Origin of the sequence: Gluconobacter sp. P1D12_c, assembly GCF_018812105.1 — a bacterium.
GTDB classification, from domain to species: Bacteria; Pseudomonadota; Alphaproteobacteria; order Acetobacterales; family Acetobacteraceae; genus Gluconobacter; species Gluconobacter oxydans_A.
Genome location: NZ_JACSIQ010000516.1, coordinates 1 through 432 on the forward strand (window position 1 = coordinate 1; position 432 = coordinate 432).

The 432-nt window shown below is 34.3% G+C and carries 1 protein-coding gene; it reads right to left on the bottom strand.

All coding sequences use genetic code 11. The annotated features are described in order from the left end of the window. Window positions 1-52: 52 nt before the first annotated feature. Window positions 53-432, bottom strand: a 380-nt coding sequence (locus tag KP705_RS17940; RefSeq protein WP_215765271.1) for a hypothetical protein, incomplete at its 5' end; no start/stop codon positions are given.

Consider the following 432-nt stretch of genomic DNA (forward strand, 5'->3'; position numbering starts at 1 on the left):
GGCTTTACAAGCACTTTACGACTCAGCATCTCAAAATGTGCGAATTGATAACTCATGACAACGATCCAAAAAATTTCTCGCAAATCGTTGAGAGTCTTCTTTTAAAATCATCAGACGTACAATTTTCCAAATCTAAATTATCGATACTCGAATACAAACCATCCTTGTCACATTCTTCTAAATCTTTAACCCAAAGGCGTATCTCATCTTTATTGTCATTAACAAAAACACACTCGTAACAAAAATCATCCTCGTCATCGTTCAAATATTCGTTGAATCTTAAAAAACCATATCCCCTGCTTTCTATGTAATCCAAAAACAAAGAAGAATGCGAAGGAAGACAACGCAAATAATCTCTATAACTTTTCACATCCTTCACAGGAAAAGAATGGTCAATATAATGGTCATGCAAACAAGTCATGATATCGTAAG